A 24,798-nucleotide genomic window follows, 5' to 3' on the forward strand; every position below is an offset into this window, starting at 1 on the left:
GCGGCGGCGGCGGTGGATACCGTGGCGGCGGCGGTGGCGGCGGCTATCGCGGCGGCGGTGATCGTGACGGCGGCGGCGGCGGTGGATACCGTGGCGGCGGCGGTGGCGGCGGCTATCGCGGCGGTGGTGATCGTCCAGGCGGCGGTGGTTTCCGTGGCGGCGGTGATCGTCCTCCTCGTCAGCCAATGCAGATCGAAAAAGAAGGTCTCACAGGCACGGTTAAGTTCTTCAATCAGGAACGTGGCTTCGGCTTCATCACACCTGACGAAGGCGGCGACGACGTGTTTGTACACATTTCTTCCGTCGAGCGTTCCGGTCTGCCGGGTGTTGAAGACGGCATGAAGCTGATCTTCGACCTCGCAGCTGATGCGCGTGGCAAAGGCCCGAAAGCTGTGAACCTGAAACCGATTGATGGCGCAGCTGATGCTGGCGAAGAACCATCTTCCGGTGAAGAAGAATAGATCCGGCTTTCCAACCGAATAAAGAAAAGGCCTGCTCAGACGAGCAGGCCTTTTTTCTTTGAGAGCGGGAGTTTGCCTCAGGCAAAAACCTGAGAGAATGTCTCGCCTGGCGCAGTGCCCTTCGTGCAGACAAGCGTTCCGCCCATCATATCGTGAAGGCCTTTCTTCTGCGGATTGAATGCAAGCATCCAGTATCCGATGGAGAACGGGATCACATTCAGAACGAGGCGCCCTAATGTGTTGCGCATGATGACGCCGCCAAGAGATGGCTTCCCCATCTGCTTATTAGTTACAACCAAACCACACATCATTTTCCCGAAGGTCGCCTGTAGCGAGGACGATTCAAGCGCGATTGAATAGATGCCGCGCAGCACTGAATACATCAGCAGGTATTTCCAGATCACCAGCTCACCCGCAGCACTTCCGGCGACCTGACCGACGACCTTTCCACCCGGACCAACCATTGGTGCGTCCATCTCAGCAACGAATGCAGGCCATGCGATCATCGCAAATGGCAGACCGACAATGAGGCTGTCGATCAGGTACGAGACAATCCTGATCCAGGCGACCGGCTTGTCTCCGTATTTCTCAGATCCTTTTGAAGCAGAGGCGCCGCCCGTTAAGTCCAGCGAGCCTGATGGCCTTTCGGACTTTATACCTAGCTGTGCTTCCAGAAAGGCCATTGCTGACGGCGAAAGCTCTTCCTCGCGACTCATGCGAGCCGCCTTTGGACGCCCGCCACCCTGAAATCCGGATGTACGCTTTCCGAAATGTGAGCGCGCTTGCGCACTACCAAACTGACTCATCCCATCTCCCCAAGGAATTTTTCCCGCAAGAAGTTAAGACAGAATACAATTTTTAAATGCTGATCGTGTTTAGAAGAATTTTCAGCAAAATTCTGAGGCTCTAGTCGGGCGACTTTCGACACACAATGAAGCATGAGCCCTTTGCAGGTTGCCAGAAGCGGTCAATCCGAAAGCCAGTCTCATCAAGCTTTTGTTCAAGCTGGTCAGTTGAAAAATGGGTTGTAGACGGCGCTTTACCGATTGCGCGCATAACTGGAATAGCGAACTGCGTCACAGCACCGTAATCTGAAAGGCAAGGCGTGCTTTGAATGAACACGCCACCCGGCTTCAACAGATCATGGATTTTAGCGATGACCGCCCAGGGGTCTTCACACAGGTGGAGCAGGTTAAGCGCGAGCACAGCATCAAAAGACTCGTCTTCCGCTTCGAAATCCTCAACGCTTGTATGCTGGAACGTTATGTTCTCAATGCCGCCAGCATCCGCTTTGAGTCGACCGTGTTCCAACATGGCGGGCGATAAGTCAGTCGCCAGAATGTGCTGAACAAAGGGCGCGTGCAATAAGGCTGTCGAACCAGTACCGCAACCGAACTCCAGCGCCTTCATCTCCGGGTTCAGATATGCCTGCGTCAGTGTGACCTTTTCCTGATACACCGCTTCGTCATCAATTTTTTTCGCGGCATAACGGTCTGCGATTTTATCCCAAAACCGCTGGTCACGCGTACTCTCAGCCTGCATTGTCAGATCCACTCCCCTAAAAACAATACGGATATGTTATTGTTTTTCGATATTATCGTCAATCGATAATTTCTTGAGATTTATACCTTGTTTACAGCCAATGGCCTTCAGGAAGCGATCATCATGACTTACCGCCAGAATGCCGCCTTTGAAGCCCGCCAGAGCATGCTCGAGAATCTCGATTGAGTCGATATCCAGATGATTAGTGGGTTCATCCAGAATAAGCAGATGAGGCACTTCTTTGCCTCCCGTCATCATTGCAAGACCGGCCCGCATCCGTTCGCCGCCACTCAGGCTCCCCGGCAGACGATGGGCATCGGAGTTCCTGAACGCGTATCGCGCGAGCAAGGCGTGCGCATCGTTCACCGTTATGGCGGAATGCACTTCAAGCAGCTGATCGATCAGCGACACATGCGGTTTCAGTATGGATACATGCTGGTCCAGCATAGCAATGCGTATGTCACCGAGTTCGATTTGTGGGGGGATTTCAGCGTCCACTGCCCCGAGTATTGTGCGCAGAAGCGTAGATTTACCCGCCCCGTTTTCACCGCGCACGACCAGCCTGGCTGGTCCTCGCATTTCAAAAGACACAGGTTCAGAAATCGGCCGGCCCCTCACGCTGGCTTGAAGCTCTGCAACCGAAAGCAGCCTCTTATCAGCCCCAACCTTCGGATCAGGCAGGTCTATCGTAAGCGGGGTCAGTATCTCGATCTGTTTTCGTGCCGTCTCAAGGTCGGCTTCAGCCTCATCGCGCTGGCGGGCAGCCAGACCGGCATCACGCGCCGCCGTACCCTCTGCCCGCTCTTTCTGAGCATCCAGAAACAGCTTGGACTGAGACCTCGACCGACGGGCGGCTTTTCCAACCGCCTCTCGACGCGCCTTGCGTTCGGCCTGTTGCTGAATGCCGCGATTGGTCTGAGCAAGCTTCTTACCTGCGCGCTCGACATCACTTTGCGCACGTTCTAACTCTGCAGCGCGCGCGGCTTCGAACGCGCTCCATCCCCCCGCATGTATGCTCACACCCACAGGCGAGAGATGGATGATACGATCCATGCCCTCCAGCAATTGCCGGTCATGACTGGCAATAATCGCGCCGCGTTTCCAATCCGCCAGGAAAGCGGCAACAAGGTCTCGCCCCGCAGCATCGAGATTATTGGTCGGCTCGTCTAACAACAGGATATCGGGCTGATCGAGGATAAGCCGCGCGAGGTTTACCCGCGTTGCCTCCCCTCCGCTGAGCGTACTGGTTGATCGGGTGAGCGGCTGATCGCTCAGCCCGACCTGATCAAGCGCGAGGTCCAGTCGCGCCGGCAGGGTCCAGTCAGCATTAGCAAAATCATCCTCAGTGCCCTGACCGCTTTCAATACGGGTCAGGCATGCGAGTGCGCTTTCGACACCTAATAGTCCGGCAAGACTAGTGGCATGCCCTTTCGGCGTCTGGTGCAGAATACCGACGCGCCCGGACACGGCGATATGCCCTTGCGAGGGCACAACCTCGCCCGACACCATACGAAACAGGGTCGACTTGCCAGAGCCGTTCCGGCCGACAAGGCCAATGCGCTCGGAACCAAGAGAAAAAGAAAGATAGGAAAACAGGCGATGGCCGTCGGGCGCGACGGCAAAAACAGCCTGCAATGTAAGGAAAGACATGCGTGAACACTATGCAATTGTGGGAAGGATTTATGGTGCTTCCTAGTTGTTCACGTGTGCCTCCAACAGTTGGTATGCCGTTCAAATATATCGAAAAACGGAAAACATCAACCCTTAAATTTATATGGGTATTTGCGAGAGACGTGAAATAGCGTATGGCACGGTTATGAGTACGCACCGCGCCACACAACAGATCCAGACAGGAAAGTCGCTTTCTTCTGCGAAGGTGCGCGCGTGTGTGATTGCGGAGCTGATCTAGCTCCAACTTCCCTCCCCGCCTTTCCGGCGGGTCTTTGTCAGGTTCGTCGGCCCAACAGGACCACTGACATGTACACATCCGAAAAAGACATTCTTCATATTGCGCATGGCCTTCGCGATCGAACGCTGCCCAAGCCAGATTGGACGCATGAAGCCCATTTTGCTGCTGCGGTCTGGCTGATCCGCTCTCCCCTCCATGATGCAGAGCGCGACATGCCTGACATGATCCGGCGCTATAATCTGGCCTGCGGTGTCGCAAATACTGACACTGAAGGCTATCACGAGACGATCACCCTCGCCTCGATCCGCATGGCATCTCTCGCGCTAACAGGCTTCGAGGCGCTAAGTCTTTATAAGGCTGTGAACCATGTACTGAAGTCAGGTCTCGGCCGGTCCGACTGGATTTTTCGATACTGGTCCAGACCGGTTCTGTTTACACCAGAGGCACGCAAAAGCTGGGTCGAACCTGACGTTGAGGCATTGCCAGTTTACGCAGCAGGCCCCAAATAAAGACGCGAATTGTTATTTGTGACGATTTGACTACGCTGTGAAACTTTGTAACAGGCACGAGTCCTGATAATCTTTTCAGTTGTATACTTTTTTGGAAGCACTCTCAGATGAATCTTGCAGGCGTTGATCTCAATCTCCTCGTCGTATTTGACGCACTCATGGTTGAGCGGAACACGACACGGGCCGGTGAACGCATTGGTATGTCACAGCCAGCTGTTTCCAAAGCACTGAACCGCCTGCGCCATCTCTGCAAAGATGACCTCTTCATTCGCTGCGCTGAAGGCATGAAACCAACGCCGCGCGCCATCGAACTGGCCATGCCGGTACAACAGGCTCTGCAGGAACTGTCCAACGCGCTAGAGCCTAACGTGTTTGATCCAGCAACTGATGCTCGCGTCTTCCGCATTCTCACAAACGACCTCATCACCCGTCTGATGATGCCTGCCGTCATGGAACGCCTCGACAAGATCGCGCCGAGCATCGAGCTGCACCTCTTCCCGGATGTGTCCAACGCACTCAACCGAGTCGAGAAGAACGAAGTCGACATGGCGCTGATTACGCACGGTCCTCTTAGCGATCCGTTTGAGTCGGAAGTCCTGATCGAGGCGAGTGAAAGCGTTGTGCTGATGCGCGAAGGCCATCCGCTGAGCGAGGGCGAACTGACCCTCGACCGTCTGACAGACGCCCGCCACGTTGTGGTGACACGCGCCGACACAGACGACAGCGTGATCGACAGCTATTATGAGCGCTACAATATTCCGCGCCGTATCGGCATCACGATCACCCAGGTGATTGCGGGCCCGGCGATTGTTGCAGCATCCGACCTCGTCATGCTGGTGCCGCGTCGTCTCGCGGCCTACCAGGCAAGCTTCCAGAATGTTGTCTATCGCGAAGTACCAAAAGAAATGCCGAGCTTCGATCTCAATGTGAGCATGATCTGGCATAACCGCCTGACTGCTAACCCGGCTCACCGCTGGCTGCGTGAGCTGTTGAGCGATGTGGCCAAGGAACACCCTAAATATTCCAGCAGAGAATACTCTCAATAAAATCTATTCATTAGACGAATAATGGGGCGTCGCCTAGTTTGATCATGTGGCCAACGAGACCACGGAAATCATTCAGGAGATGTTCTCATGAAAACGAAACTTGCTTGTGTTGCTATCGCCCTTACTGCTCTCGCACCTGTAGCTGTTGCTCAAGACGCAACACCAGTCCGTGCAGAATTCAAGTTCGAGTCTAACCTCTCCACCGAAGACAATTACGAAGCGATTGAGACGCGCGCAAACACAGTTTGCCGTAACGCTGCTCGTCGTTCCGACACTTTCGCACCAACGGATACAGCTGAAACAGTTGCTAACTGCCGTTCAGAACTCGTTGACGCAGCAGTCGCTGCACTCGGCGTAACTGAACTGAGCGACATGCACGAAGCTCGTTCGTAACACCTTTTCCTCAGCGTCCCGATTTGGGGCGCTTCCTCCCTACCTAAACAGCCGCTGAGAAATCAGCGGCTTTCTTTTTGCCGAAAGGTCCGAAGCTGAAAGAGCTGAAACGCTCCACCCAGCCATCGATATCGCGAAGGTCGCGATCAAGCTGAGCCATTGTGCGCGTAAAATCTTCGCCCTCTTCCTTGCGCCAGGCCTGTTCGGCCCGGAACAGAATACCACTCAGTACAACCGATTTCGGCTTCAGGAAGACATCCTGCTTCTCACCAGCCAGCGTCAGTATCCATCGAGCCGATTTCACACGTCGCTTTGCGGCTTTCGCGCGCTTGAGCGGGTTCATCAGCCAGCTATCCTGCCACGCCATTGCGCCGTCACGGTGATCCTCCATCGCCTCGAAGCGAAGCATGGCGATATCAAACAGGCGTTCGCGCAGGCTCTCTGTCTCATCAACGGGTTCAGAGGCGCAGGCGCGATCCAGATAATCGACAATCAGCGCGTTGAAGTGCGGCAGGTTCAGAAAGTCACTGACAGGCCGGTCCATGCGGTCAGCAAGCTTTGGGAGCGTGATCTCAGAGAACGCCATCTCTCCGGCAAGCGACAAAACAGCCTTTGCAGCATCATCGTGAAAAGCAGTGTCCTGGGTCATATTCGGCCTCCTGAGGGATAGAGCGTATCACACATTAAATGAGATGCGCGCCTGACGGGAAATATCAAGCGCTCTACCCTGCGCTATTTCAGCCCTGCCCTTGTGCCCGAACGCCGCGCCAGACAAGCGCAATGAGCGCCGTCAGCGCGATCAGGGCTGCTAGCGCATAGAGCCCGAACTTCAGTAAAGTCACAGCCGTTTTGATGCCGACAAGACCATCCGTTCCCAACAGCATGAATGTCTGAATGATATTTTCCAGAATGTCTGAAGCAAAAGCCGCGCGAGGTACCCAGATCAATATCCTCGCCTTTGAAGGCAATCCGCGAACGATCAGCCCGCCAAACAGGCCCCAATAGAACAGCGGGTATGGCAGATCGAGCAACCAGCTCGCCCAGATATGAACTTCCTTCTGGCCTGGCGTCATTGCAGCAAGCGCCGCGCGAACCTCTTCCGGCGCGATCAGCGTATCAAGGAAGACAAACTCCCAATGGGCCGCGACCGGCAGGAAGGCATACCCAACCAGAAGAACGCCAAGCGCGCAGATAATCAGATATAGAGCGCGCGTTCGCAGTAGCGTCGCTTTCGAACCGTCAGGCGCGTTTGTCATAGATTGTCTCAAAGCCGCCGAAGATGAGACGCGTTCCGTCAAACGGCATTGGCACGTTTTCCATCTCAGGGTCTTCCATCATCAGGGCTTCAGCTTTGTCGGCTTCTTCTTTTGACACCCATTCAGCCCACGAGAAGACAACCACCTCGCCGTCTTCCTTCTTCACGGCGAGTGGAAATGAAGTGTTTTTGCCGTCCGGCACGCTGGCGCCCCAGTTTTCGACAACCCGCGTTGCGCCGTATTTCAGCATGAGCGCGCCCATAATTTCGGCCGCCTTCATGTACTCATCCTTAGCGCCCTCAGGCACAGGAATTACGTAACCCGTAACGTAAGACATGGCTTTCCCTCCCACCAATCTGGACGAAGGGTACACCAAAAATGAGGCTGATTATATGGGGCGCGACGCGCGGCTGCGGATCAGGCTTCGCCGATTGTCTCGAACATTGCCATGTCCATGGCGTCAATGGCGCTCTTACCTGCCCAGATGACATAGTTCATGGATGGCACAAACTTTTCGGCTGAAGCGCAGGCCGCGTCGATAACCGCAGAGATTTCAGTCGCTTCCGGCCCGATACGTCCCGTCATGGAAATCGCGTGCCGGAAGGTCACCAGATCATCGCCCGGCCAGTAATCAAAATGGCCGAGAGACATTTTGTCATTGATGAGAATGACCAGATCAGCCAGCTCTTCACGGCGCGATGGCGTCGGCTTCACGTCCAGTGTCAGCGAGAACTGGAGAGACTGATGTGGCTCACGGATCGAGAAAACAGCGCCCATATCACCCCATCGCGTCGGCACAATGCAATGCACTGTGTTGCGTGAATCGCGCTCATAGGACCAGTCCGCGTCTTCGAGAACGCGTTCCACCTGTTCCATGGAGTTTTCGGCGATATCACCTTGAGATGAAGCGTTTAAAGGCATGTTTCCCCTTGAATATAAAAGACCCCTGTCAGCCCCGACTAACACGAGTCAGCCCGCCCTACCAAAGGGGTAAGGCAGTAAGTTGTGAGTTTTCTGGGACCTGTGTTGCGTGAGACGCAGTCAGTCTTTGCCGGATTCCAGCTCGGCAACGCGCTTTTCAAGCGCCTCAACACGCGCCAGCGCGGACTGTGCGAGAGCTTTCAACGCTTCAACCTCATCACGGCGTGCAAGATCCATTTCAGCAACAAATTTGTCGCCTTGTGCGCGCATGGCTGTTTTGGCTTCTTCGCCTGCAGACTGCGCGGCATCCATCATTCCTGTCATGACTTTCGCCATGTCATCTAGGAGTGGATTTCCATGTGTCATTCGATTACTCCTTCAGGCAGCAAACGCGGTTTACCGCGAATTGTTCGAGTTGGCTATGTGACCTCTCAACAAGGTCAGGAAAAGGGGACAAATGACCGCCGCTTTCAATTTTCCGGAACTTTATCCGGCCGTCATATCGATTCCTCAGTTTTCGATAGGCGGGCTGACACTCGGACCGATCAATATTCTCTGGTACGCGATGGCCTATGTTCTGGGTCTTGTGCTGGGTTGGCGCTATGCGGTGGCGCTGGTCAAACGCCCTCGCCTGTTCGGCGGCACATCTCCCGCCAGCGTAGAAGTCATTGACGACTTTCTCTTCTGGGCAACGGTGGGCGTTATTCTCGGCGGTCGCTTCGGTTATATTTTGTTCTATCAGCTCCCATACCAGTTTGATGCACTGGCCGCAGACCCGCTCATGATCCTGCGCGTCTGGGATGGCGGCATGGCTTTCCATGGCGGGCTGATCGGCGTGGGCCTTGCCACATGGCATGTCTGCCGCACGCATAAAATTCCGCTTCTGCGCATGACAGACATTGCAGCAGCGGCAACGCCAATCGGCCTTTTGCTTGGCCGCTGCGCGAATTTCATCAATGCCGAGCTCTACGGCCGGCCAACCGAATCCGGTTGGGGCGTGATCTTCCCGCAAGGCTATGGCTCAGGCGGTCCGCCGCAAGCTTTCGACTGGGAAACGAAAGAGTGGCAATACATCTGCGACCCTGATGTCGTGCCGCTTGCCGAGCGCACAGTTGAAAACTGCAGCGTTCGCCTCTCTGACGGTTCGATCATCTCAGAAGTGCCGCGCCATGCCAGCCAGCTGTATGAAGCCGGTATGGAAGGCCTCATCCTGTTCATCATCATTGCGATTGGCGTATGGGCATTCGGCGCACTGAAACGCCCTGGTTTCGTCACAGGCATCTTCCTGCTTGGCTATGCTGCCGGTCGCTCGATCGCAGAACAGTTCCGCCTGCCGGACGCCTTCGTCGAAGGTCTGCCAGACTGGCTGACCATGGGAACGCTGCTCTCCGTGCCAATGGTACTGCTGGGCGCTTACCTTGTATGGCGCGCCATGAACAAAAAGTCGGGCAATCCATCCGACATGGCAGCGGCGGAGTAGTCAGGTGAGGCTGAAAGACCGCCTTATCCGCATGATCGAAACAGACGGGCCAATGCCCGTCTCGCTCTATATGCAAACCTGTCTGCATGATCCGCAGCACGGATACTACGCGACCCGGCCCGGTGTTGGCGAAGACTTCACCACCGCACCGGAGATCAGCCAGATATTCGGAGAACTTCTCGGCCTTTGGGCGCTGCACGAATGGCAGGTGATGGGCATGCCCGCACCGTTCACCCTGATGGAAGTCGGCCCCGGTCGCGCTACGCTCATGCGCGATGCGCTGCGTGCTATTTCCGGCGTGAAGGCAGGCGATGCATTCCTCAAAGCGATGAAGCTGAAACTCGTAGAGGCGAGCCCTGCCCTGCGAAAGGTTCAGGCCGACACGCTCTCGGATTTCGCGCCTGAATTTCTCACCCAGATTGATGATGTCGAAGACGGCCCGCTTATTCTGATCGCCAATGAATTGCTCGACTGTCTGCCTGTCCGTCAGTTTATCCGTGACGCAGAGAAGAACAGCTGGGCGGAGCGCAAAGTTGGTGTTGCTGAGGGCGAGTTGATCTGGGGCGCTGAGCCTCTGGATGACCTGCCGTTTTTCACGCCCGACCTGAACCGCCTCAAAGGCTTCGAGCTTCAACCCGGCCTTGAAACCATGGCCCTGACGCTTGCCGGCATTGCCGAGCGCGGACATGCGATGCGCGCCTTGCTCATAGACTATGGCCCCAACCATTTGCCGCCAGAAGACACGCTTCGCGCCTTCTATAAAGGCGAGCAAATCGATCCGTTAGCAATGCCCGGCGAATGCGATCTGACTGTGGATGTAGATTTCGCGCAGTTGCGTCATCAGGGCGAGAAAGCAGGCCTGACAGTGCACGGGGCAGTCCATCAGGGGCCGTTCCTTCTAAGCCTTGGCGCTGAAGCGCGCATGCAGCAGCTCACTCAGGCAAATCCAGAAACTGCGCAGACAATATTCGAAGCAGCTGCCCGGCTAGTCGACCCGAAAGATATGGGTGACCGGTTCAAAGTCATCTGCTTTTCATCGGGCGATCTGCCCGCCCCCGCGGCCTTTTTCTAGGCCCAGACTTGCTGCACTGCAAAATTGCCCGTATTAGAGCGCGGGGAAATCGAAGTCGCGCTGCCAGATAATGCGCGTCCTAAAATCACAACAGACTGATCCAGTGGAGAGAACCTTGACCGCTCGCGCCGAGGAAAAGACCTCTTTTATTCCGGTTAAGCTGACACCTGACCGCATCAAAATCGAACTTCTGGCTGGCCTGACGGTTGCGCTGGCTCTCGTTCCTGAAGCCGTAGCTTTTGCCTTTGTCGCAGGCGTGAACCCGCTCGTCGGTCTTTATGCTGCATTCTTTATCGGTCTGATCACCGCTGTGTTCGGCGGCCGTCCAGGCATGATCTCGGGCGCGACCGGCGCTCTTGCGGTCGTTATGGTCAGCCTTGTTGCCGACCATGGCGTTGAATATCTGTTCGCGACCGTCGTCCTCATGGGGATTATGCAGGTGATCTTTGGCGCGATGCGCTGGGGTAAGTTCATCCGCATGGTCCCGCACCCCGTCATGCTGGGCTTTGTGAACGGGCTCGCCATCGTGATTTTCCTTGCCCAGCTGGGGCAATTTCAGATTGGTACAGGCGACGCTTCTGGCGGTCATGGCCCGGGCCTTGGCGGCGAATGGCTGCCAGCGCCGGACCTTATCATCATGCTGGGCCTCGTAGCCCTGACCATGCTGATCATCTGGGGCCTGCCAAAATTCACGAAAATTATTCCCGCACCGCTCGCGGCCATTCTTGTCGTTTCATTTATCGTGATCGGCTTCGGCGTTGAGACGCGCTCTGTAGGTGACCTTGCCTCTATCTCAGGCGGCCTGCCGCAATTCCACATTCCGATGGTGCCGCTGAATTTTGAAACACTGGAAATCATCTTCCCTTATGCGCTGATCCTGTCGGCTATTGGCCTGATCGAGAGCCTTCTGACGCATAACCTCGTCTCTGACATGACAGGCACAAAAGGCGGTGCGTCTAAAGAATGTGTCGCTCAGGGCGCTGCGAACATCGTCACCGGCTTCTTCGGCGGCATGGGTGGTTGCGCAATGATCGGCCAGTCCATGATCAATGTGAAATCCGGCGCGCGTACCCGTATCGCGGGTATTGCGGCCGCGCTTTTCCTTCTGTCATTCATCCTGTTCGCCTCCCCGCTGATCGAGCAAATTCCGGTTGCAGCACTGGTCGGCGTTATGTTCATGGTGGTCGTCGGCACATTCGCTTGGCGCTCATTCCGCATCATGCGCAAAATCCCGCTAACGGATGCTATCGTGATCATTGTCGTGACAGTCGTCACAGTCTTTGCAGACCTCGCCGTCGCGGTTGTTGTTGGCGTCATCATGTCGGCCCTCGCCTATGCATGGAACGCCGCCAGCCGCATCTACGCAGGTACTGGCGTCAGCAAGGAAGGCTGGAAAGTTTACCGTATCGAAGGCCCGCTCTTCTTCGGTTCGTCTACCGGCTTTGTTGACCTGTTCGATCCTGAAAATGACCCAGACGACGTGGTTGTGGACTTCATCAACTCACGCGTTGTCGACCATTCCGGCATTGAAGCCATTGAGTCCATCGCTGCGAAATACCGCGCGGTGAACAAGCGCCTTCACCTTCGCCATTTGTCTCCGGACTGCGAGCGCCTGCTGGAGAAGGCTGGTGACATGGTGGAAATCTCGGTTCTGGAAGATCCGGACTATTCCATCGCCGTCGACTATGGCGACCGCTTCAAAGAAAAGCGCCTGACCTCCTAAACAAAAAAAGCCCGCCGGATTGGCGGGCTTTTCTTTTGGGCCGAAGCTCGGATGCCTAGTGCGCGAGGTGCGCGAGACCCGCATCAATTTCGGCTAGTTTCTCATTCGTTAGCTGGTCCGGCGCATACATTTGAATGTCGTGCAGCGTCATGCCCGCAGCCATGCTGATCTGCGGATTGTTGACGATCTCAGGGATGTGCTCGTTCAGAACGGCCAGTGCGGCTTCATCAGCCATCAGCGCATCAATCGTTGTGTTGGATGTTGTCATGACGTGCCCTGCTTCACCTTCTTCATGACTATTGGCAAACGCAGGGGACGCTGCGCCCAGAGCCGCGCCGATAATAAGTGTCGTGATAATTTTCTTCATGGCTTCCTCCTGATGGATATATTTTTATACAGCGTAAACTAGCTGAGAATGACCTGGTGTCAAAGTCGGATTTCAGTAGGTAGATCACATTTACCAGTGCCCGAAATTTGCTATGGTTTCCGCTGGCTCTCCTGCCGACACCATCAGAAAGTCCGCTCATGACCGCTCACCCGCCATACATTCAGTCCAGCCATTTTTCGCCGGCCGGGCGCGTATCGCATGGCTTTTTCGGGCGCGAAGGCGGCGTGTCCTCGGGCGATTATGACAGCCTGAATGTAGGGCCGGGTTCTGACGATAGCCGCGCCAATGTTGAAGAAAACCGTGCACGTGTCGCCCATGCTGCGGGCGCGCCATCCGAACCGCATCTCGTGTCACTCTATCAGATACATTCACCCAACGTGCTGGAGATTACAGAGCCCTTCTCTTGGGAGGATCGCCCGGAAGGCGATGCAATGGTGACCAAAGTTGAAGGCCTTGCGCTTTGTGTACTCACCGCCGATTGCACGCCCGTACTGATCGCAGACGAGACAGCGGGTGTAATCGGTGCGGCGCACGCAGGATGGAAGGGCGCGCTTGGCGGTGTGATCGAGAACACTGTTGAGGCTATGGTCCGGCTTGGTGCTGATACTGACAATATGATCGCAGCCATCGGACCAAGCCTGTCTCAAACCTCTTTCGAAGTTGGCCCTGATCTTCGCGCCCCCTTTCTTGAAAAACACAGCTGGTGTGAACCGCTGTTTCAGCCCGGCGAAGGTGACCGCGCCTATTTCGATATCTGGAAATTCTGCGAAGGCATTCTGCTGCGCGAAGGGGTGAAATCTGTCGAATGTGTTGGCGAGGACACGTTGAGCCAGCCAACGCGTTATTTTTCAAACCGGTATAGAGTAAAAAACGGACTATCCGATTACGGACGAAATGCCTCTGTGGTGATGCTGAAAAAGAATCTCTGATTCACTGGTTGCGCCACGGCGTTAATGTCCTAAAAGGCCAGTAAAACCCCAAGGCAAAAAGAGAATCCTTTCAGGGGTATTGGGCAATGGCGGGTCATCATGAAACTTATCACCGGTAATGCGAATCCGAACCTTGCGGCGGACATCGCGAAGTATCTCGATATTCCTCTGACAGACACAGAGTTCCGACGTTTCGCAGACAATGAGATTTTCGTTCGCATCAACGAAAACGTTCGCGGCGAAGACGTCTTCGTGATCCAGTCTACCTCCTATCCGGCAAACGACCATCTGATGGAACTCCTGATCGCCATGGACGCACTGAAGCGCGCGTCTGCCAAGCGCATCACAGCGGTCGTTCCTTATTTCGGTTATGCACGTCAGGACCGCAAAACAGATGGCCGTACGCCAATCTCTGCCAAGCTCGTAGCAAATCTGGTCGCGACCTCAGGCGCTGACCGCGTCCTGACAATGGACCTGCACGCCGGCCAGATTCAGGGCTTCTTCGATGTCCCGACTGACAACCTGATCGCAACGCCGGTTATGGAACGCGATATTCGCGAAAACTACGGCGCTGACAAAGTGATGATCGTATCGCCGGACGTTGGCGGCGTGGTTCGTGCACGCGCTCTGGCGAAACGCCTCGACTGCGACCTCGCTATTGTCGACAAACGTCGTCCGAAAGCCGGTGTGGCCGAAGTTATGAATATCATCGGCGACGTTCAGGACCGCGCATGTATCCTTTACGATGACATGTGTGACTCCGGTGGCACGCTCTGCAACGCGGCAGCCGCTCTGATGGAACAGGGCGCAAAATCTGTTTCAGCATACGTCACGCACGGCGTTCTGTCCGGTTCTGCAGTTGAGCGCATCGAGAAGTCCGTCCTGAAAGAGATTGTTATCGCAGATACAATTGCTCCGGACTCCAACGCTGCAAAATCCAAAGCAGTCCGCGTTCTCAGCGTCGCGCACGTTATCGGCGAAGCGATCCGCCGTATCGCGAACGATGAGTCCATCTCCAAGATGTTCGACTAAGACATCAGATTGCGGGAAGCTGGTCATGTATTTGCTTCCCGCGCTCAACCCCGACGCTATCCCCGTCATCGAGGCCGACAGGTTTCGCTTGCGTGCGAACACGCTCGACGACTTTCAGCCTATGTTCGACATGTGGCAGACGCCCGCATTTTACGAGCATATTGGCGGCAAGCCCCGCCCGTCCGGCTATCTCTGGTCACAGTTACAGAAAAACATCGGCAGCTGGGCCATGTTCGGCTTCGGCTACTGGACCATTGCCGACCTAGAGACCGACCGCTTCATCGGCGAGTGCGGCTTCACCTTGTCCAAACGCTCGGAAATCGATCCGCCGCTAAAGAATATTCCGGAGGCTGGCTGGGGCATCCATCCTGACTATTGGGGCCAGGGCTATACCAAAGCCGCCATGAGAGCCGCATTAGGCTGGGCTCTCGCTCAGGCCCCGGACTTTCCCTGCCAGTGCATTATCAATGAAGGTCATCGCGCGTCTGAAGCCGTGGCCCGATCGCTCGGTATGGCGATCGTGCGAACGGTTGCATTTGACGGCGATGAAGACGAACCGGTCAATGTCTGGGAGAACGTCACAGCGGCGCGAGCGAGCTAGTCGGCCCGTCCTATCTGTGCTTCTCTGCCCGCAAAACTTGCGGGGAAAGACATGACATTGTTTCTGATTGGTCTGATCGGCTTTCTGGGCGTCCATTTGATACACGCTTTTGCGCCAGGATTGCGCGCGGACATGATCGCCAAACTGGGCGCGATGCCGTGGAAAGGCCTTTACGCCCTTCTCTCGCTGATCTTCTTCGTGCTCATGATCCTCGGATATCCCGACGCGCAAGCCTCGACGATATACTTCGGTGAGCCGCCACAGGGCATGAAGCATATCAACTCTATCCTGATCCCGATTGCGCTCGTCCTTGCCGTCGCAGGCAGCCTGCCACGCGGTTTTATCGCAAAGACGTTCAAACACCCGCAGCTGGTCGGCGTGAAAATCTGGGCGCTTGGTCACCTTCTGGTGAATTGGGACCTGACTAGCTTCCTCTTCTTCGGTGCTTTTTTGGCGTGGGCAGTGATCGTTCGCATCTCCATAAAGAAGCGTCCCGCGACAGAGCCAAAAGCGCCCAGCGCGCTATGGGACGGCATCGCCGTTATCGGTGGAGTCGCGATTACCGGCTGGATGATGATGGGCGGCCACGCTGCTCTGTTCAACGTGTCGCCAATTCCCGGCATGTAGGCAGGTTGCCAACCCCGCCATTATCCCGTATAGCCGCCGCTTCCGCGCCGTAAGAAGCGCGTGTCGGTCAGGTTATCACTCGGATGGGCCGGGCGGATTCCAGGACAAAGGATATTTAAATTATGGCAGATCTCACTCTCACAGTAGAAGTGCGCGAGCGCACAGGCAAAGGCGGCGCACGCGAAGCTCGTCGTAACGGCATGATCCCGGGCGTACTGTACGGTGGTGGCCAGGACCCGGTTGCGATCAACCTCAAGAACAACGAAGTCGTCAAAGGCCTCAACAACGGCAAACTGCTTGGTCACATGATCGAACTCGATCACGAAGGCAAAAAGCAATCTGTGATCTGCCAGGACATTCAGTTCCACCCTGTTACAGACATTCCAGAGCACATGGACCTTTACCGCGTTGATGCGAAGCAGGTCATCTCTGTGGAAGTTTCAGTCCACTTTGTTGGCGAAGAGAAATCTCCGGGCCTCAAAAAAGGCGGCACGCTCAACGTTGTTCGTCACGAAGTCGAACTAAACGTTCCAGCTGGCAAAATCCCTGAGTTCCTCGAAGCAGACGTGTCTGCTCTGGAAATCGGTGACAATGTCAAAATCTCTGACATCAACCTCCCAGAAGGTGCGTCTCCAACCATCACAGACCGCGACTTCACAATCGCTACAATTGCAAGCCGTGGCGGCGCCGTTGAGTCTGACGATGGTGAAGAAGAAGCGGAAGGCGAAGAAACCGAAGAATAGGTTTCTGGCACAATCAGAATTCAAAAAGGGTCAGGCTCACGTCTGGCCCTTTTTTCTCATCTGCTTTCACGCCATAAGCTCATCTTATGTTCGGATTCTTCAAACGCTCAGGCGACAGGAAATTTTCACCCATGCTTATTCTGGTTGGACAGGGTAACCCCGGCGACAAATACGCAGGCAACCGTCACAATATCGGCTTCATGGCCATAGATGAGATCGCCAGCACGCATGGTTTTGGCCCGTGGAAATCCAAATTTCAGGCGCAGATCGCCGAAGGCAATATTCTGGTAGACGGGCGTCCGGTGAAAACGCTGCTGATGAAGCCGCAGACTTTCTATAACGAGACCGGCCGTGCCGTTTCTGAAGCCGCCCGCTTCTACAAGGTGGACGCAGAAAACATCGTCGTTTTCCACGACGAAATCGATCTGGCGCCCGGTCGTTTTCGAATGAAGCAAGGCGGCGGCCATTCAGGCAATAACGGCATGCGCTCCATTATAAGCCATATGGGTCAGGACGTGCGCCGGGCGCGTATGGGCGTGGGCCATCCGGGCGACAAATCACGCGTCATGAACTATGTGCTCGCCGACTTCCCTAAAGCCGATCAGGAGTGGATGAAAGCGCTTCTGGACGCGTGTGCCCGCGCGGCCAATTACTTGGTAGCCGGAGACGACGAACGCTACCAGACAGAAGTCCTGCGCCTCGCACCAGCGCCAAAAAACGACCCGCGTAAGGCAACATGAAATTTTGGTTAGTTTGAGCGAGTTATAGTTAACGTAACTGGGGCGAGTCAACTCCCTCAAGAATAGATTCTTTAAGTATATACAATTTAAGGGAATTATTCGCGCATGAGGCGAGTTGGCGTGTTTTTCAAACAAAAACAATGCCCTGAATAGCACAAGGGCGGCCCAGAAGGACCGCCCCGCACTCAACACTACTCTACACATCAAGTGCATCTCCATACAGGAGCTCACCCGATTTGGTGATAATTAGCACAAATGTATTAACAAAGAAAGAGTATGACGCAGTCGTCACGAAATGATCATAAGCGTTTCTTTAAACAGAAACTGCGTGAATTCTTGTCTGTTTTGGTCATTTATTTGCGGGATGAAACCGCGATCATTCAGACCATTTGAGCGTCAATTTTCGGGAAAACAGAAAACTGGTGGAGCTAAGCGGAATCGAACCGCTGACCTCTTGAATGCCATTCAAGCGCTCTCCCAACTGAGCTATAGCCCCAGTTTTCAGAGGGGCGAGGCTTACGCTGAAATCCGGTCGTTTTCAAGACCAAAAAATTCTGCGAAGCCCCGGCCGTAAGTCTTAGATTTTGTCGTCGTCTTCGTCGTCAACATCGTCGTCGACATCATCGATGTCCACGTCTGCATCGAGGTCGAAGTCTTCTTCTTCATCGTCGAGCACGACGTCATCATCATCATCGTCGATTGAATCTTCTGAGAAGCCTTCCGGAACAGCACCTGGTGTGTCGTCGTCGTCATCATCGTCGCCAGTTGGAATTGGCGCATCCTGATCTACTTCGTCGATCTCAGGTGTATCATCTTCTTCGTCATCGTCATCATCGTCAGACTTGGACTTTTTGACATCCTCGATGTCATCTTCGTCTTCGTCCTCGTCATCATCTTCCGGATCTTTCGGCTTAGCTGCACCGCGTGGCGCTTTAGCCGGCGTGATGTCGACTTCTTCGAAGAAAGACAGCGGGTATTCCTTACCCGTGTACGGAGAGACGATCGGATCCTTGCTGAGGTCGTAAAAGTTCTTTCCCGTTTCCGGGCAAGTACGTTTGGTTCCCAAATCTTTTCTTGGCACAGCGGCCCCCTTAGGCGATCTATTTGTTTTCGTTTGGGGCGAGCGCTTGCCATGATCAACTCGCCCTGTCAAAGCAGTTTTGTAACCAATAACAGGTCGACAAGTTTATGGTCTGGATTTCCACCCCTGTAAAACGCATTTCGGGACAAATTGTACCTCCCGGTGATAAAAGCTGCTCCCACAGGGCAATTATGTTCGCTGCAATGGCAGAAGGCACCTCAAATATAACGGGTCTTCTGGAAGGTGATGACGTTCTGCGAACAGGTGAAGCCTGCCGTCAACTCGGGGCAACCGTCACTAAAACCGGCAAAGGTGCGTGGACGGTTCAGGGGCTTGGCCGTTTTCAGCAACCTGAAAATGTGATCGACTTCGGAAACTCCGGAACGGGATCACGCCTGATGATGGGCGCCATGGCTGGCTATCCGATTCGCGTAAGCCTGTGCGGTGATGAAAGCTTGTCGTCGCGGCCGATGAACCGCGTTTTGAACCCGCTGCGCGACATGGGCATGCAGGTCACACAGATCGGACCGCATGAAGGTCAGCTTCCGCTGGCTATCACCGGATCGTCCGAACTGAACGCAATCGACTACACACCACCCGTCGCATCCGCTCAGGTAAAGTCTGCTGTCCTGCTGGCAGGCCTAAATGCCAAAGGCACGACAATCGTCCGTGAGCCGCGCAAAACGCGGGACCATACAGAACGAATGCTGGAAGGCTTCGGCGCTGAACTTCAGTCTGCAGACGAAGGCGAAGGCCAGCGCGTATCCATCGTGGGCGGCCAGAAACTGCGTGCTGGTGACTTTGTCGTGCCTTCCGATCCGTCCTCTGCTGCTTTCCTGCTGGCGGCAGGTCTCATCTCTCCGGATGCAGACGTGACTATTGAAGGCCATATGACCAACCCGACACGCTCAGGCTTTCTCGAAGTCATTAAGGGCATGGCGGATCTCGACATCACCAACCAACGCCTCGTCAGCGGCGAAAAAGTGGTTGATGTGCGCATTCGCGGCAAAGACCGGCTGGTCGCAACCAACCCGCCAGAAGAGCTTGTGCCCGCAATGATCGACGAGTTCCCGATCTTTGGCGTGCTGGCGGCATTTGCCAAAGGCGAAACACACATTACTGGCGCAGAAGAGCTGCGGGTGAAGGAAAGCGACCGCATCCGCGCGACTGTGGACCTGCTGCGTGTGAATGGCGTGGAAGTCGAAGAACTGGAAGATGGTTTCATCGTTCAGGGCTGCGACGGCAAAGTGCCGGGCGGCGGCACCGTTGAGACCCGTCATGACCACCGCATTGCCATGTCGGCGCTTGTTATGGGCATCGGTGCGCAAAACCCTGTCGCGGTGGATGATGTGGCGATGATCGCAACGAGCTATCCCGAATTCTTCGACCATATGGCCCAACTCGGCGCGGACATTCGCCAGAGTTAGAACAAATAAAAAAAAGGCAGAGGCCCACGCCTCTGCCTCTTTCTGTACTTAACGCCCTTTCCAGACAGGGGCGCGTTTTTCAAGGAAGGCGCGCGGCCCCTCCTTGGCATCTTCACTCGAGAAGACGACCGCAGAGGCTGCATTTGAGGCCTTCCAGAGCTCTTCTTCAGTTCCGTCATAGGCCTGACGGGCCACTTCCAGACTTTTACGAACGGCCAGCGGCGCATTCGCACCAATCTGCGCTGCAAGGCTTTTAGCTTCGGCCAGCACGTCTTCAGACGGCACCATGCGGTTTACCAGCCCCAACTGATACATACGCTCAGCTGGCAGTGGGTCGCCGGTCGCGACAATCTCAAGCGCGATATTGCGAGGCAGCGCACGCGGCAAGCGGAAGACCCCGCCCGCACCGGCAAAGATACCGCGTTTCACTTCAGGCAGGCCAAAGCGGGAGTTATCCGCTGCGACAATCATATCGCAGGTGAGCGGCAGTTCGCAGCCGCCTGCAAGCGCATTGCCGCGCACCGCGGCGATCCATGGTTTGGAGCGACTGGATTTCACAAAACCCGCAAAGCCACCATCTTTTGTAGAAAGAGCGCGCGCATTGCCTTTAGAGATTTCAGAAAGGTCCGCACCAGCGCAGAAGGTTGATTCAAGAGATGAGGTGAGAATCGCCACGCGCACATCATCATCGCTCTCCGCCTCTTTCACGATCCAATCCATCGCGGTCGCGACAGCTCCGTTCACGGCGTTGCGCTTGTCTGGCCGGTTCAGCGTGACCACAGCGATATGGTCTGCAACCTCATAAAGCACTTCCTGACCGACTGATTCCGGTTTGTCTGACATGTCTCTCTCCCGTCATTATTTTGGAGCATGATTGAGGGGAAAGCTGGCGCGCGCAAGATCACGCTAGGGAAGCCGCAATTGAAGCGAAAAAGGCTGCATTGGAAGTGTCCGGACAGGTTTTCCGGTTGATTGAACGCAGCGGTTTCATACAAGCGGAATAGTATTTTTCTTTTACCGAATTTTCCGGAGACATTATGCCGAGCCTGTTCAAACTGCCCACCTGCACCCTGACCGCCATCCTCGCGCTCGCGGCTTGCAATGGCGCGAACGCACCGGACGTAACCTATAGCGAACCTGCACCACTGGACGCGCAAGCGAATGGCGTTTGGTACTCGTCGGAAAAAGATTGGGTGCTGGAAATCAATGACGGCGCGGTCACGCGCTGGGAGTATAGCCCTGAATATTGCTACCGAACACCAGAGGCCAATGAAGCCACGCCCATGATGGGGCAAGTGGAATACCGGCTTTATCGCGCGGCATCGGACGGACATGCCATTCGTCTTCAATATCTTCCGGGAGATGCGTCGGCCTATTTCGAACGTATGGACGCTCTGCCCGCGCATTGCGGCAGCGAAGACCTGACCTCCGAAACAGCGCTGTTCGACATTTTCAAAAACACCATGGCCGGGCATTATGGCTTCTTTGAACCGCGCGGCGTGGACTGGTACGCCTCGGTTGAAGCCGCGCGCCTGCGTGTGAGCGACGGCATGGGCGAGGCGGCGCTCTGGCAGGTCTTCTCCGATCTCCTAATTCCGCTAGGTGATTCCCATACCAAGATGATCGGCATGGTGCATGGTGAGCGCGCGCGCATTCAGGGCGGCATGGGCACGACACTTCCTATGGTGCAGGCCGGCATGGGCGAAGGCGCCTGGGTGATGGGTCTCGTCGATCAGTTAGAGACCGATGTGCTCGACGAGGGCATGGAGCTGATTGCTGATCGCGTCGTGGTCGGTGAGATCGACGGTCGAGTCGGCTATATCCAGATCTTTACAATGGGTGGCTTCAGCTCTGGCGAGATGCCGGGAACAATTGAATGGTCGCAAGCCGAGCTCTCCGCGCTCGCTGATATCATGGATGACACCCTTACCCGCTTTGCTGATCATGACGCTGTCATCTTCGACCTCTCAAACAATCGCGGTGGTTATGACGCCGTCACGCGAGCACTGGCGGCCCGTTTCACCGAGGCTCCGTTCATGGGCTACCGTGTGACCGTCGAGGGCGAGCCGGAAGCAACGACAGAATACCCGATCGAGCCTTATGACGGCCCGCGCTTCACAGGGCCGGTCTATCTGATGACCAGTGACGTGACGGTTTCAGGCGGCGAGATTACGACCATGATGATGAAACAGCTGCCAAATGTAACGCATGTCGGCACGACGACGCGCGGCGCGTTCTCTACCCCGCTCGCAAAGCCCTTGCCGAATGGCTGGTATCTGGAACTCGCGAATGAGACCTTCCAGACGGCTGATGGAGTTGTCTATGAAGGCCGCGGCATTCCGCCGGATGTGGAGATCAACATTTATCCGGAAGACGCGCCGATTGAGGGCCATGCATCTGCTATCGGGCGAATCATGGAGATGATCGACGCAGGTTAAATGCTCACTGGCTACAACTGCTCTTCAAGGGCGGAGACAGCCGGAAAGCCATCTTTCGGCAGTGTGATTTCTGTTCCGTCTTTCAGCGTGAGGTTCAGATACTCCGCCTTACGTCCGCCATGCATAATGGCCATGCCGACGCCTCGCGGCCCGCCAAATGCAGCCAGCAGCGCCCAGCCCCAGTTTGGCATTTTGAAAACATGGGGCCTCGCTTCAACGACTTGCGACAAATGAAATTCATGTACTGTCTTTATGTCGGCCAGTTTTATATGACCGCTATCCAGCGATAGCCAGAGGCAGGCATTTCGCGTCGCCATCCAGTAAAGAACGAGCCCGGCGACAATCATGGGTGATGTAAAGATGAACACCATCCACCAGCGCGGCATGCCATCATTGCCAATCAACGAATAGACAAGCGCCAGAAGCGGCAGGGCGAGAACGCTCGCCCCGACATCGACGCCAATCACGCCCTCGCCGTAGGACATATGCTCTGATGTCGAAGGCAGCTTCTCTTTCGGCAGGAAAATGTAAGCGAGAATACCAGACGCAATCGAGATCGCGCCGAAAACAAAATGCTGGCCTTGGAATAAGGCCGCACCACCCGCGAGAACGCCCGCGACCAGCAGAACGCGGCGCATTACTTCAATGTAGAACCAGTATCTCATATCGGCCTCCGCCTGACTGTCTCACAGCAACCGACTTCGCGGAATGCGGCACAAAGACCATATGGAGTATATGGTTTTCTCTGATTAACTTTCAAACACTCCTTTTAAGGCCTAGTCTGACAACTGCGCGATCTGGAACTGTCGCGAGTTTTTTGCTGCGAGGCATTTGGATGAAAGTTTGGAGACAGTTCGTCATTTCTTCAGGTGTTGCCGGGACCTGTTTCTTCCTGACGAAATTCGGATTAATCGGCATCCCACCAGTTTTTGATTCGGCGGTATTCTTCACCGTTCAGGTCTTTGTTCACTGCGTCGTCCTTTGGCCAATATGGATCGACGATGACGAAACGTTCCTGGACGTCTGGAGAAAAGACCCGGCTTCGCTAATGCCTCTTATTTTGGGGGCCTTGGGATTATGCACAATCATCATTCCCGGCATGATTATTGTAGGAATTCAATCATTAGATGGTGCGCAATAACGTCCGGTGTACCGCAGAAACATGGCTCAAAACCGTACAGAATTTATGGTTTTATCTGATTAACTTTCAAACACCCATTTTAAGGCGTATTCTGCAGGCATGCTGCACATTTATCATGGCAATATTCTGGACCTTGAAGTCGGCGCAATCGTCAACGCGGCGAATAAGACCCTGATGGGCGGCGGCGGTGTTGATGGCGCAATCCATGCGGCTGCTGGTCCGCAGCTCAAAGACGCCTGCCGGCCACTTGCGCCCTGCCCGACCGGAGAGGTGCGCGTGACAGAAGGGTTTGGGCTCGGGCCCCGGCTCATCTTTCACACCGTTGGCCCGATTTTTCATGATGGCCAGCAAGGTGAAGAGGATGATCTTGAAGCCTGTTATCGCAACTGCCTGCAGGAAGCGCTCCGCCATGGCGTAAAATCTATCGCCTTTCCTGCCATCTCGACAGGCGCATATGGCTTTCCGGCCTTTGAAGCCGCCGAGATCGCGGTTGAGACCTGCGCGAACCACGTTAAAGAGCATGGCACTGAAATCTATCTGGTAGCGTTCGATCCCGACACCACTGCTGCCCTAAGAGAGGCCTATTCAGAATTCATGGCTCAGAACCGTTTAGTCATTGCCGTTGATGGCACACTTGCTTCCGGCAAAGGCACACTTTCGAAAGGCCTCGCGGCAGACTTAGGCCTTCCTCACCTTGATACGGGTCTTCTCTACCGCGCGACGGCGAAAGCTTGCCTTGATGCTGGCGTCTCGCCCGATGATGAAGCTGGCGCTGCAGAACTGGCAACCACGCTCGATATCCACGCCATGAAGCCGGACGAACTGCGCACTGTAGAAGTTGGTCAGGCCGCTTCGCGCGTTGCAGTGCATCCGGATGTTCGCAAAGCCCTGTTCCAGCTGCAGCGCGATTTCGCTGCTCAGGCAGGCGGTGCCATACTGGACGGACGCGATATCGGCACGGTTGTCTGCCCTGACGCTGACATCAAATTCTGGATAGACGCCGATGTTGAGGTCCGCGCGGCGCGGCGCGTAGCTGAACTCAACGCCAAAGGCGACCCGATCACGCAGGACGAAATGGTCACCCAGCTCAAAGAACGTGACGAGCGGGACAAGAACCGCGCCGTCGCGCCGATGAAACCGGCAGAAGATGCCCACTTGCTAGATACGACTCATTTGTCTATAGACGCGGCACGAGAACACGCCCGGCTCATTGTCGATCAGGTCAGGGCACGCATCGCAGGTCGTTAGCCAGCCCCCGGGCAGCTAAAATCCACCGGCCCGCACCTTGATCGGCTGAATTCACATCAACTTTAACCGACACTCGCAGTGTCATTTGTCC

Annotated in this window: 29 protein-coding genes and 1 tRNA gene; 17 read left to right on the plus strand and 13 right to left on the minus strand. The window is 55.3% G+C overall.

Annotation, left to right across the window (positions count from 1 at the left end):
• Positions 1–461: cold-shock protein (locus P1U45_RS16620; RefSeq protein ID WP_366144954.1), on the plus strand; the 461-nt coding region annotated here is incomplete at its 5' end.
• Positions 462–538: 77 nt separating this feature from the next.
• Here the strand turns inward: P1U45_RS16620 and P1U45_RS00140 are convergent.
• The 3 genes from P1U45_RS00140 to P1U45_RS00150 all read right to left on the minus strand — a co-directional run bounded on the left by P1U45_RS00140 (position 539) and on the right by P1U45_RS00150 (position 3,653).
• Entirely contained in the window at positions 539–1,267 is a 729-nt protein-coding gene (locus tag P1U45_RS00140) for an RDD family protein (protein WP_301056929.1), read from the minus strand.
• Between the two features lie 100 nt (positions 1,268–1,367).
• Positions 1,368–2,003 carry a class I SAM-dependent methyltransferase gene (locus tag P1U45_RS00145; protein ID WP_301056930.1) on the minus strand — a complete coding sequence of 212 codons (636 nt, stop codon included), beginning with the start codon at positions 2,001–2,003 and terminating at the stop codon, positions 1,368–1,370.
• A 36-nt stretch (positions 2,004–2,039) separates the two neighbouring features.
• The gene (locus P1U45_RS00150; RefSeq protein WP_301056931.1) at positions 2,040–3,653 is read right to left on the minus strand and encodes an ABC-F family ATP-binding cassette domain-containing protein; all 1,614 of its coding nucleotides are present in this window, start codon (positions 3,651–3,653) and stop codon (positions 2,040–2,042) included.
• A 327-nt stretch (positions 3,654–3,980) separates the two neighbouring features.
• Between P1U45_RS00150 and P1U45_RS00155 the strand changes: the two genes are divergently transcribed.
• The 3 genes from P1U45_RS00155 (at position 3,981) to P1U45_RS00165 (ending at position 5,860) form a co-directional block, all read left to right on the plus strand.
• A complete protein-coding gene (locus tag P1U45_RS00155) occupies positions 3,981–4,421 on the plus strand; it encodes a hypothetical protein (protein ID WP_301056932.1) in 441 nt (146 codons plus the stop codon).
• Between the two features lie 107 nt (positions 4,422–4,528).
• The gene (locus P1U45_RS00160; protein WP_301056933.1) at positions 4,529–5,467 is read left to right on the plus strand and encodes a LysR family transcriptional regulator; all 939 of its coding nucleotides are present in this window, start codon (positions 4,529–4,531) and stop codon (positions 5,465–5,467) included.
• A gap of 87 nt (positions 5,468–5,554) precedes the next feature.
• On the plus strand, positions 5,555–5,860 hold the full coding sequence (locus tag P1U45_RS00165; protein WP_293607184.1) for a hypothetical protein: 306 nt from the start codon (positions 5,555–5,557) through the stop codon (positions 5,858–5,860).
• 43 nt (positions 5,861–5,903) lie between these two features.
• Here P1U45_RS00165 and P1U45_RS00170 read toward each other — a convergent pair whose 3' ends face one another.
• The 5 genes from P1U45_RS00170 to P1U45_RS00190 form a co-directional block, all read right to left on the minus strand.
• The gene (locus P1U45_RS00170) at positions 5,904–6,509 is read right to left on the minus strand and encodes a hypothetical protein (RefSeq protein WP_301056934.1); all 606 of its coding nucleotides are present in this window, start codon (positions 6,507–6,509) and stop codon (positions 5,904–5,906) included.
• Positions 6,510–6,597: 88 nt separating this feature from the next.
• Positions 6,598–7,116, minus strand: coding sequence for a hypothetical protein (locus P1U45_RS00175; RefSeq protein WP_301056935.1), 519 nt, complete (start codon positions 7,114–7,116; stop codon positions 6,598–6,600).
• On the minus strand, positions 7,100–7,453 hold the full coding sequence (locus tag P1U45_RS00180; protein ID WP_301056936.1) for a DUF1428 domain-containing protein: 354 nt from the start codon (positions 7,451–7,453) through the stop codon (positions 7,100–7,102). Before P1U45_RS00180 ends, P1U45_RS00175 begins: the two co-directional genes overlap by 17 nt.
• 80 nt (positions 7,454–7,533) lie before the next feature.
• Complete coding sequence (locus P1U45_RS00185) at positions 7,534–8,037, minus strand: YbjN domain-containing protein (protein ID WP_293617111.1); 504 nt, start codon at positions 8,035–8,037, stop codon at positions 7,534–7,536.
• A gap of 120 nt (positions 8,038–8,157) precedes the next feature.
• Positions 8,158–8,403: an accessory factor UbiK family protein gene (locus P1U45_RS00190; protein WP_293608858.1), complete on the minus strand. Its 246-nt coding sequence runs from the start codon at positions 8,401–8,403 to the stop codon at positions 8,158–8,160.
• 91 nt (positions 8,404–8,494) lie between these two features.
• On the opposite strand from P1U45_RS00190, the gene lgt reads away from it, so the two are divergent.
• The 3 genes from lgt (at position 8,495) to P1U45_RS00205 (ending at position 12,312) form a co-directional block, all read left to right on the plus strand.
• A complete protein-coding gene (gene lgt, locus P1U45_RS00195; RefSeq protein ID WP_301056937.1) occupies positions 8,495–9,517 on the plus strand; it encodes a prolipoprotein diacylglyceryl transferase in 1,023 nt (340 codons plus the stop codon).
• Between the two features lie 4 nt (positions 9,518–9,521).
• Entirely contained in the window at positions 9,522–10,589 is a 1,068-nt protein-coding gene (locus P1U45_RS00200) for an SAM-dependent methyltransferase (RefSeq protein WP_301056938.1), read from the plus strand.
• A gap of 115 nt (positions 10,590–10,704) precedes the next feature.
• Positions 10,705–12,312, plus strand: coding sequence for a SulP family inorganic anion transporter (locus P1U45_RS00205; RefSeq protein WP_301056939.1), 1,608 nt, complete (start codon positions 10,705–10,707; stop codon positions 12,310–12,312).
• A 55-nt stretch (positions 12,313–12,367) separates the two neighbouring features.
• On the opposite strand, the gene P1U45_RS00210 is transcribed toward P1U45_RS00205, so the two are convergent.
• A complete protein-coding gene (locus tag P1U45_RS00210; protein WP_301056940.1) occupies positions 12,368–12,679 on the minus strand; it encodes a hypothetical protein in 312 nt (103 codons plus the stop codon).
• Positions 12,680–12,837: 158 nt separating this feature from the next.
• Here P1U45_RS00210 and pgeF point away from each other — a divergent pair, with 158 nt between their 5' ends.
• The 6 genes from pgeF to pth all read left to right on the plus strand — a co-directional run bounded on the left by pgeF (position 12,838) and on the right by pth (position 17,372).
• A complete protein-coding gene (pgeF, locus tag P1U45_RS00215) occupies positions 12,838–13,629 on the plus strand; it encodes a peptidoglycan editing factor PgeF (RefSeq protein WP_301056941.1) in 792 nt (263 codons plus the stop codon).
• A gap of 99 nt (positions 13,630–13,728) precedes the next feature.
• Positions 13,729–14,661, plus strand: coding sequence for a ribose-phosphate pyrophosphokinase (locus P1U45_RS00220; protein ID WP_022695960.1), 933 nt, complete (start codon positions 13,729–13,731; stop codon positions 14,659–14,661).
• A 25-nt stretch (positions 14,662–14,686) separates the two neighbouring features.
• Positions 14,687–15,262 (plus strand): GNAT family N-acetyltransferase, encoded by a 576-nt coding sequence (locus P1U45_RS00225; protein ID WP_301056942.1) that lies wholly within the window; start codon positions 14,687–14,689, stop codon positions 15,260–15,262.
• Positions 15,263–15,313: 51 nt separating this feature from the next.
• Complete coding sequence (locus P1U45_RS00230) at positions 15,314–15,889, plus strand: NnrU family protein (protein ID WP_301056943.1); 576 nt, start codon at positions 15,314–15,316, stop codon at positions 15,887–15,889.
• A gap of 122 nt (positions 15,890–16,011) precedes the next feature.
• Positions 16,012–16,632 carry a 50S ribosomal protein L25/general stress protein Ctc gene (locus P1U45_RS00235; protein ID WP_293608866.1) on the plus strand — a complete coding sequence of 207 codons (621 nt, stop codon included), beginning with the start codon at positions 16,012–16,014 and terminating at the stop codon, positions 16,630–16,632.
• 131 nt (positions 16,633–16,763) lie between these two features.
• The gene (gene pth, locus P1U45_RS00240; protein ID WP_301056944.1) at positions 16,764–17,372 is read left to right on the plus strand and encodes an aminoacyl-tRNA hydrolase; all 609 of its coding nucleotides are present in this window, start codon (positions 16,764–16,766) and stop codon (positions 17,370–17,372) included.
• A 420-nt stretch (positions 17,373–17,792) separates the two neighbouring features.
• Here pth and P1U45_RS00245 read toward each other — a convergent pair.
• Positions 17,793–17,868, minus strand: a tRNA-Ala gene (locus tag P1U45_RS00245).
• Between the two features lie 81 nt (positions 17,869–17,949).
• Positions 17,950–18,453 (minus strand): FYDLN acid domain-containing protein, encoded by a 504-nt coding sequence (locus tag P1U45_RS00250; protein WP_301056945.1) that lies wholly within the window; start codon positions 18,451–18,453, stop codon positions 17,950–17,952.
• Between the two features lie 107 nt (positions 18,454–18,560).
• On the opposite strand from P1U45_RS00250, the gene aroA reads away from it, so the two are divergent.
• Entirely contained in the window at positions 18,561–19,880 is a 1,320-nt protein-coding gene (gene aroA / locus P1U45_RS00255) for a 3-phosphoshikimate 1-carboxyvinyltransferase (RefSeq protein ID WP_301056946.1), read from the plus strand.
• 48 nt (positions 19,881–19,928) lie between these two features.
• Here aroA and P1U45_RS00260 read toward each other — a convergent pair whose 3' ends face one another.
• Positions 19,929–20,723, minus strand: coding sequence for a crotonase/enoyl-CoA hydratase family protein (locus P1U45_RS00260; protein WP_301056947.1), 795 nt, complete (start codon positions 20,721–20,723; stop codon positions 19,929–19,931).
• Positions 20,724–20,917: 194 nt separating this feature from the next.
• On the opposite strand from P1U45_RS00260, the gene P1U45_RS00265 reads away from it, so the two are divergent.
• Positions 20,918–22,318: a S41 family peptidase gene (locus P1U45_RS00265; protein ID WP_301056948.1), complete on the plus strand. Its 1,401-nt coding sequence runs from the start codon at positions 20,918–20,920 to the stop codon at positions 22,316–22,318.
• Between the two features lie 11 nt (positions 22,319–22,329).
• Here the strand turns inward: P1U45_RS00265 and P1U45_RS00270 are convergent, their stop codons facing one another.
• Complete coding sequence (locus P1U45_RS00270; RefSeq protein WP_301056949.1) at positions 22,330–22,983, minus strand: hypothetical protein; 654 nt, start codon at positions 22,981–22,983, stop codon at positions 22,330–22,332.
• A 170-nt stretch (positions 22,984–23,153) separates the two neighbouring features.
• Between P1U45_RS00270 and P1U45_RS00275 the strand changes: the two genes are divergently transcribed.
• Together P1U45_RS00275 and cmk are read left to right on the plus strand one after the other, a co-directional pair.
• On the plus strand, positions 23,154–23,459 hold the full coding sequence (locus tag P1U45_RS00275) for a hypothetical protein (protein ID WP_301056950.1): 306 nt from the start codon (positions 23,154–23,156) through the stop codon (positions 23,457–23,459).
• A gap of 99 nt (positions 23,460–23,558) precedes the next feature.
• Entirely contained in the window at positions 23,559–24,707 is a 1,149-nt protein-coding gene (gene cmk, locus P1U45_RS00280) for a (d)CMP kinase (RefSeq protein ID WP_301056951.1), read from the plus strand.
• The last annotated feature ends 91 nt before the right edge of the window (positions 24,708–24,798 follow it).

The sequence above is a fragment of the Ponticaulis sp. genome (genome assembly GCF_029210165.1).
GTDB lineage: Bacteria > Pseudomonadota > Alphaproteobacteria > Caulobacterales > Hyphomonadaceae > Ponticaulis.